General features: G+C 67.0%; 9 protein-coding genes and 1 pseudogene. 4 read left to right on the top strand and 6 right to left on the bottom strand.

Annotated features, from left to right (window positions below; genetic code table 11):
• On the bottom strand, positions 1-1,198 hold a 1,198-nt coding region (lysA, locus tag ABW137_RS30245; protein ID WP_526405659.1), incomplete at its 3' end, for a diaminopimelate decarboxylase.
• A 307-nt stretch (positions 1,199-1,505) separates the two neighbouring features.
• Here lysA and ABW137_RS30250 point away from each other — a divergent pair.
• Positions 1,506-2,291, top strand: coding sequence for a type III PLP-dependent enzyme domain-containing protein (locus ABW137_RS30250; protein WP_526405661.1), 786 nt, complete (start codon positions 1,506-1,508; stop codon positions 2,289-2,291).
• A gap of 85 nt (positions 2,292-2,376) precedes the next feature.
• On the opposite strand, the gene ABW137_RS30255 is transcribed toward ABW137_RS30250, so the two are convergent.
• From ABW137_RS30255 to ABW137_RS30265, 3 genes are all read right to left on the bottom strand, one after another.
• A complete protein-coding gene (locus tag ABW137_RS30255; protein ID WP_526405663.1) occupies positions 2,377-3,084 on the bottom strand; it encodes a response regulator transcription factor in 708 nt (235 codons plus the stop codon).
• Entirely contained in the window at positions 3,081-3,329 is a 249-nt protein-coding gene (locus ABW137_RS30260; RefSeq protein WP_526405664.1) for a hypothetical protein, read from the bottom strand. Before ABW137_RS30260 ends, ABW137_RS30255 begins: the two co-directional genes overlap by 4 nt.
• A gap of 168 nt (positions 3,330-3,497) precedes the next feature.
• Positions 3,498-4,148, bottom strand: coding sequence for a class I SAM-dependent methyltransferase (locus tag ABW137_RS30265; RefSeq protein WP_526405666.1), 651 nt, complete (start codon positions 4,146-4,148; stop codon positions 3,498-3,500).
• A gap of 285 nt (positions 4,149-4,433) precedes the next feature.
• Here ABW137_RS30265 and ABW137_RS30270 point away from each other — a divergent pair, with 285 nt between their 5' ends.
• Positions 4,434-5,303, top strand: a complete 870-nt coding sequence (locus ABW137_RS30270; protein ID WP_526405668.1) for a helix-turn-helix domain-containing protein — start codon at positions 4,434-4,436, stop codon at positions 5,301-5,303.
• A 48-nt stretch (positions 5,304-5,351) separates the two neighbouring features.
• On the opposite strand, the gene ABW137_RS30275 is transcribed toward ABW137_RS30270, so the two are convergent.
• Positions 5,352-5,900, bottom strand: a complete 549-nt coding sequence (locus ABW137_RS30275; protein ID WP_526405670.1) for a TetR/AcrR family transcriptional regulator — start codon at positions 5,898-5,900, stop codon at positions 5,352-5,354.
• A gap of 158 nt (positions 5,901-6,058) precedes the next feature.
• Between ABW137_RS30275 and ABW137_RS30280 the strand changes: the two genes are divergently transcribed.
• Positions 6,059-6,919 carry an SDR family oxidoreductase gene (locus ABW137_RS30280; RefSeq protein ID WP_526405672.1) on the top strand — a complete coding sequence of 287 codons (861 nt, stop codon included), beginning with the start codon at positions 6,059-6,061 and terminating at the stop codon, positions 6,917-6,919.
• A gap of 57 nt (positions 6,920-6,976) precedes the next feature.
• Here the strand turns inward: ABW137_RS30280 and ABW137_RS30285 are convergent.
• Positions 6,977-7,222 (bottom strand): annotated as a pseudogene (locus ABW137_RS30285) (SDR family NAD(P)-dependent oxidoreductase); the annotation flags it as partial.
• Positions 7,223-7,278: 56 nt separating this feature from the next.
• On the opposite strand from ABW137_RS30285, the gene ABW137_RS30290 reads away from it, so the two are divergent.
• A partial coding sequence (locus tag ABW137_RS30290; protein ID WP_526405674.1) for an MmyB family transcriptional regulator occupies positions 7,279-7,467 on the top strand: 189 nt, incomplete at its 3' end.

The raw sequence follows: 7,467 nt of genomic DNA on the forward strand, positions 1-7,467 counted from the left end.
ACGCGACGGCCAAGAGGTCACCGGGACGCAGGTCCGCGGGGAGCAGCACGTCGCGCGCGAGCTCGTCGCCCGCTTCGCAATGGCGGCCCACCAGGGTCATCGGAGCGACCGGGCCGACGGCGTGTCGGTTCGCGAGCGCCACACTGTATTTCGCGTCGTACAGGGCGACTCGCGGGTTGTCGCTCATCCCGCCGTCGACGGCCACGAACGTCCGACCGCCGGGCCGGGTCTTCAGCGTCACGACGCGGTACAGCGTGACACCGGCGCGGGCGCTGATGGCCCGCCCCGGTTCGACCACGATGTTCGGGCGCGGGAAGCACTCGGCCGCGCAAGACTCCTCCAGCGTGCGGCTGACCGTTGCCCAAAGGGCACCCAGGTCGAGTTCGGGTTCACCTGTCAGATATGGCACGCCGTGCCCGCCGCCGATGTTGAGTTCGCCTAGTGTCACACCGTGACGGGCCCGGATGTCGGCCAGCGCGGGCACGAGACGACGGATCGCCTGGCCGTAGAGCGCCTGGTCGGTAATCTGCGAGCCGAGATGGCAATGCAGGCCCACCAACGTCAACAACTCGTGCGCGGATATTCGGGCGACCGCTTCGTTGAAAGGCCCGTCGTCCAACGTGAAGCCAAACTTCTGGTCTGCCACTCCGGTGTTCACGGCGCGGTGGCCATGAATGTCGATGTCGGGGGTCACCCGCAGCAACACCTGCTGCGGGTGACGCACCAGCGCCGCGAGGTGAGAGATCTCGGTCAGGGAGTCGACGACGATTCGGCCCACTCCGGCCGTCGTCGCTTCCCGTAGCTCGTCGACCGTCTTCGCATTGCCGTGCATCACGATCCGAGCCGGATCCACCCCGGCGGCCAACGCGATCGCCAACTCGCCTGCCGAACACACGTCAAGGCCCAGGCCTTCCTCTGTCACCCACCGGGCCACGGTCGTCGTCAGGAGCGATTTGCCCGCATAGACCACGCGAACTCCGGGCAATGCCGAACGGTAGTGCTGGATTCGGGCGCGAAAGTCGGCCTCGTCGATGACGTAGGAGGGGGTGCCGAACTGGTCGGCGATGTCCGTCAGTGAAACCCCGCCGACCCACAACCGTCCCCCGCAGTCCACGGTGCTCGTCGACGGCCAGACGGCCCGATCGATGCGGTCTTGGCTGACGTGCGACGACGTGGGCAGGTGATCGAGAAGGGTCATCGGTCGAGAATGCCTGCGGGGTCGAGCCTTCCGCCCCAAACTTGACGTTCCCCTAACAGCTGGGGCGTGATCCCTAACGCAAAACCACCGGCGAACCCGGCACCGCCATCGGGGCGAGAACTCACGAGCACGGCATGCATCGCCTGGTCTCGATTGCGGTCTCCAACGGTCTCGTTGCCATACGTCAAGACGGTGTCAAACTTCCTCGGCCCGGCGTCAAGAGTTCGTCATGGCTCGGGTTTCTCGGTCCGGCAGAGCGTAGGAGTTGAGTACACGGCAGAATGCGGCCCAGCCAGGAGTGTGTCCGGTGACCATCTTCGACGTCTCTCATCCCGCGCTCGACGCGGAGATCTCGCCGGCTGACCACGCGCACCAGGATCGATCCCGACTGCGCCGAGCCAGTCGATCGAGCTCTCCGATGCGGGATGTCCTAGGTCATTACCGTGCCTACCGGGCGGCGTTTCCAACTGCCGCGATCTCCTGCGCCGGTCAGGCCCTTTGGCAGCCGGAGGTTGCGGCGGGGGTGAAGAAGCGGGGGTACTCGGTGGACGTGCATTCCTGCGACGAGCTCGACGTCGCCGTGTCCGCGGGTATCCCGGTATCGCGAATCGTCGTGCACGACGACGGGATCACTGCCGCCCCGATCCGGCGTGCCGTCGGCGCGGGGGTCGGCGGACTGGTCCTCCGCTGTTGTCAACAGGTGGGTGTCGTTTCGGCCTGCGGCGGCCGGCCCCCACTGATCCTGGTAGACATTTCAGCCGACTGCGCGGACGCTACGATCGCCGCGGTGCTGGGCCGTCCACAACTCAATCTCATTGGGTTGCAGGCCCGATTGTCCTCAGGAGCACATCGGTGGGCATGCGCCGAGACGGTCACTGAAGTGATCGCGCTAATGGCCCACGTGCGCCGCGAGCACGGCGTCATCCTGGCCCGAGTCAGTCTGGTCGGTGGAGAGGTCATGGCCGACTGCGCCGCTACGACGAGCGTCCTGCGTGAATTGGCCAACGAGCTCGACGACGCATTCGACGACGCGTGCGCCCGCTATCGCTTTCCGCGGCCCGCGTTGATGCTCGCGCCGCGGTACTGGCCCTAACGGGCGGCCGGGTGGCCAGGCTTTCCACGTGCCCACCCAGTGACGTCGCCCGGTGACCGCCCGTGCCAGCTGACAGCCGCGCATCTCACTGTTGGAAGCGGTAGCCCATTCCGGCTTCGGTGATCAGGTGTCTCGGGTGCGACGGGTCGTCTTCGAGTTTGCGCCGCAGTTGCGCCAGATAGACTCGTAAATAGTGCGTTTGGCTGCCGTGGCTGGGCCCCCACACCTTGCTCAGCAATTCTTCCTGTCCGACCAGTTTGCCCGGGTTGCGGACGAGGAACTCCAGCATGCCCCATTCGGTCGGCGTCAAGTGCACGTGGACGCCCCTTCGGGTCACTCTCTTGGCGGCAAGGTCGACGCTGAAGGCGGCGGTGTGCACGACGGGCTCGGCGGCGTCCGAGGCCGCCGTCGCTCCGCGGCGGACCGCGGCGCGCAGCCGGGCCAGGAATTCGTCCATGCTGAACGGCTTCGTGACGTAATCGTCGGCACCGGCATCGAGTGCCTCGACCTTCTGGGCGGGGTCGATCCGCGCGGAGAGCACGATGACCGGCGCGGTCATCCAGCCCCGCAGCCCCTCCAGCACGTCCATGCCCGACATGTCGGGTAGGCCGAGGTCGAGGACGACCACGTCGGGGCGCCCCTCGGCGGCCGCACACAGCGCGGCTGCGCCGGTCGCGGCGGTGGTGACGTCGTAGCCCCGGACGGACAGGTTGATGCGCAGTGCGCGGAGGATCTGTGGCTCGTCATCGATCACCAGGACCGTCGTCTTGGCCGGAGCCTGCGCAGACGTCACGGGTCGTTCTTCGTCGGCGCGGCGACATCGATGGCGACGGTCGAGCCGCCGCCGGGTGTGCCGGTTTGGTACGCGTCGCCCAGGTGCGGGGGCGCTACTCCGGCCAGGTCGTCACCGTGGGACATCGTGCGCCGCAACGCCTCTGGCGGGCCCGACCGACATCGGATACGTCGACCGCCGTCGTCACGGTGTCCAACGCCCTTGCCGCCGCCGCCGCCGCCCCGTCTCGTCAAGTCGTCGTTCACCAACGCGATCCAACCCCGGCCAACGGACGGTTCGGCGGGTTCTGACGATTCCTTGATGCAATGCGCGTGCGTCTTGACGGCGACTTGACGGCAGGCGGTGCCCAAGCCCGTCAACAGATGATCAGCGACCGGCGCTCCCGCCACGAACGTTGAGCCGCCCGGAGTTGTTCACTGCTGAAGGGCAAGTCGCGGGCGACGGCAGATGTAGCTGAAGGCAGGTGGTGTGTTCTGCCACACCATTCGGCTGACCTGGACCTCGTCGAAGGTCCGCTCGAGCGCACGACGGAAGGCGCGGGCGCTGCGCAGCGGCTTCGCATGTGCGTAGGCAAAGGTCGTGAAGACACCATTGACGCCGATGGCCTGTGCAACCTGCTGCAGAATGTGTTGCTGGCGCTCGGAGTCGAACAACGACCAAGGCAGGCCGCTGATCACCGCTGTGGCTCGGTGGATCTCGCGTTCCGCGAGGAGCTCGCCGAGCTCGCGCGCGTCTCCAGTGATGACTTCCACGCCTGCCTGATGTCGGCGCAGAAACGCGGCCATCTCGGGGTCGAGTTCCACGGCGAGATGGCGTGCGCCCGGGGAGAGCCTCGCGGTGATCGCGGAACTCACAGCTCCTGTACCGGGCCCTAGTTCGACGACCACCGGTTCGCCGCCGGTCGGCACGATCGAGGCGAGCACCGCGGCCAATCGGGCCGAGCTCGGAGCGATCGCCCCGATGCGGTGAGGATTGCGAAGGGCTGCGAGAAGGAACGTCCGCAGGGCCCCAGCGCGAGGCGCGCGTCGTTCATCGGGCCGTACTGCCGACCGCTCGGCATTCACGTTGACTCACTGTCGAATACGAACGGAGACATGCTGATCCCATGCTGGTCGGCGAATAGTGATAGGCGAGTGACGTCCCAAGGTAGCCGATTTCGGGGTGGCGCTCACTCTGGAGAAGTCTCACAGTGCGAACGACCGACCGGTAGGACCGGGCCATCCGGGGAGCGGCCGTACCCCGATACGTTGCGGGCTCACCGGTCTCCGCGGCCCCCGGGCGGGGCCGGACGCATACCCACGGTCTGATGATCCCTGGTTCGGACCTGGGACCGCGGGGACAATCGGGAGATGGATCAAGGGCAGTTGGCCGATTTCTTGCGTAGCCGACGGGAAGCGTTGTCACCCGAGGATGTGGGTCTACCGCCAGGGGCTCGGCGGAGGACCGCCGGTTTGCGCCGCGAGGAGGTCGCCGCGTTGGCGCTGATCTCGACCGACTACTACAGCCGGATGGAGCAGCAGCGCGGACCGCAGCCGTCGTCGGAGGTGCTGGCCTCATTGGCCCGGGCGCTGCGGTTGTCGCTGGACGAGCGCGATCACCTGTTCCGACTGGCGGGGCACAACGCGCCGGCACGCACGCATGGCGGCGACCATGTGAGCCCGGCAACGATGCGGATCCTGGACCGACTGCAGGACACACCGGCACAGGTGATGTCGGCGGTGGGGGAGACACTGGTGCAGACCCCCGCCGCCCGGGCGCTGTTGGGAGATGAAACGGCCCATCAGGGCTTGGCGCGCAGCGTGCTATATCGGTGGTTCACCGACGCCGATGCCCGGGCTGTGTACCCGGTGGAGGACCACGCGACCGTCGGTCGGTCGTTCGTTGCCGGCGCTCGGGTGGCCTACGCGCGTGACGGTGCCCGTTCGCGCGCAGCCCAGATAGTGGATGCGCTACTGGAATGCAGCCCGGAATTCGCCGAGGTGTGGAAGCAGCACGATGTCACGCAGGCTCAGGAACTCACCAAACGCATTGCGCATCCACGGCTGGGCGTGCTGGAAGTCCAGTGTCAGGCCCTCTACGACGTAACGCAGTTGCACACGCTTCTGGTCTTCACGGCCGAACCCGGCTCCCCCAGCCACGCCAAACTCACGGCGCTGGGCGCGGACCCTCAGTCCTACCTTCGCGATCATCCTGACCATGCGCTGCATGGATCTAGCTGAATCGATGATTCGTCAGACGGCGCTGCTCGCCGACGACCCGCATGATCCTCAGGAGCCGTTTCGGAAGCCGCGCAGGGTAGTTTCCAGATGGCGACGCCACAGTTCGCGGCCTCGGCGGTCCGGGTCGTTTCGCTCCGAATGAATGACCCCACGCAGTGCCCAAACGGCAGCGGTGATGTCATCGGGGGTGACGTCGTCGCGTACCGATCCTGCCCGCTGGGCGCTTCTGAGTAACTGCGTGGAGAGTTCACGCAGGTGCTCGACGAGCTGTACGGGCGCGAGTTCTCCCCACATCGGGGCGGAAAGGCCGCCCTTGTCTGCGAGTTCCACGCCGACAGTCTGGAGGAACACCTCAAGGCCGACGCTTGGCGGCGCCTGAGCAGCGGTCTCGGCTGCGTCGATCAACCGTCGAAAGAATCCGGTGAGGACTTCCTGGACCAGCGCGTCCTTGTTGGCGAACCGGCGATACAGCGTCGCGGGGGCTACCGCGGCCGCCTTGGCGACGTCGTCAAGGGTGGCAGCCGGTCCCCGTTCGGCGAACACGTCTTCGGCCGCACTGACGAGCCGTTCGCGGTTGATGGCGGCGTCACGGCGCATCGGGTCGGCCTCCCTCCTGGCCCGGTCATCCGGGAATGATTTGTCAGGCTTGCCGGTTCAGCTTTGTGAGAGTTTAACTCTCAGATAGGTGAGAGGCGGTCAGACGTACCCATCGGCCGCGTACAGCGCACCGTCGCGAAGCGAAGTGGAGGAAGAACGTGAGCAAGGTCTGGTTCGTCACGGGGTCGACACGCGGGTTCGGGCGCGAACTGGTCCGCGCCGTACTGGAGGCCGGTGACACCGTCGCCGCGACCGCCCGGCATCCCGAACAGCTTGCCGACCTGGCCGAGAACTACGGGGATCGCATCCTGCCGTTGGCACTCGACGTCACCGACGCCGACGCCGCGAACGCGGCAATCGTGGCCACTCGCGCTCGGTTCGGCCGGATCGACGTCGTCGTCAACAACGCTGGCTACGCCAATGTCGCGCCGATCGAGACTGGCGACGACGAGGACTTCCGCGCACAGTTCGAGACCAACTTCTGGGGCGTCTACAACGTGTCGAAGGCCGCCATCCCGGTGCTGCGAGAACAGCAGGGCGGCTTGATCATTCAATTCTCGTCGATGGGCGGGCGGGTCGGCGGATCAGCAGGCATCGCCTCCTATCAGGCGGCGAAGTTCGCGATCGACGGTTTCTCCCGCGTCCTGCAGACGGAGACGGCGCCGTTCGGCATCAAGGTACTGGTCGTCGAACCGAGCGGATTCGCCACCGACTGGGCCGGTTCGTCCATGAAAGTCGCCGACATCCCGGGCTTCTACGCCGACACCGTTGGCGCGATGAACACCGTGCGCACCAGCGATGCCGTCAGCGCAGGCGACCCGGCCCGCGCCGCAGACATTCTGGTCCGCATGTCACGACGCACCCACCTGCCCTACCACCTGCCGCTCGGCGTCAATGCCGTCGAAGGCTCGATACGCCAGGACGAAGCCCTGCTCGCCGAGGATCGCAAGTGGGCCGCGGTCGGCAAGTCGGCCGATTTCGCCGAACCCCACCCCGTCGACTTCCCCGCGGATCGGTGACGGCGGACGCAGCGACCGGGCCAGCCCAGGGACCGTACGTCCCTGGCAACACGGCGATTAGACCCGCAAGCCGCCGTCCACGCGCAGTACCGCGCCCGTGACGTAGGACGCCCGGTCGCTGAGCAACCACAAGGCGGCTTCGGCGATCTCCGTGGGATCTGCGCCGCGCCGCAGCGGTGTGGCGGCGGCCAGCTGGTCGATGACCCCAGGGCTCTCGGCGTCCCAGTCCAGCATCATCTCGGTGAGCGTCGACCCTGGCGTGATCGCGTTGACGCGGATGCCTTCGGGTCCGTACGTGGCGGCCGCGGACTCGGTGAGGCTGTTGACCGCCCGCTTGGTGGCTGCGTACGCAGGCGACGTTGGCCGACGACCCGGAGACGGCGGCGCTCAACGCCGAATTGCGTTCGGGCAGTGGCAGCTTCGAGAACGTGTGGAACGACCACGACGTGGTGTCACGGGAGATGACGCGCAAGACGTTCGAGCACCCCGTGGTCGGGCCGGTGACGGTGAACTGCGATTCGCTCGACATCGCAGACCGTGATCAACGC

This window comes from Mycobacterium sp., from assembly GCF_040509115.1.
In the GTDB taxonomy this organism is placed as follows: Bacteria; Actinomycetota; Actinomycetes; order Mycobacteriales; family Mycobacteriaceae; genus Mycobacterium.

Coding starts and splice junctions, on each gene's coding strand:
- ABW137_RS30275 (WP_526405670.1), bottom strand. CDS start 5,900: ATGCGCCGTGACGCCGCCATCAACCGCGAACGGCTCGTCAGTGCGGCC.
- ABW137_RS30270 (WP_526405668.1), top strand. CDS start 4,434: ATGGATCAAGGGCAGTTGGCCGATTTCTTGCGTAGCCGACGGGAAGCG.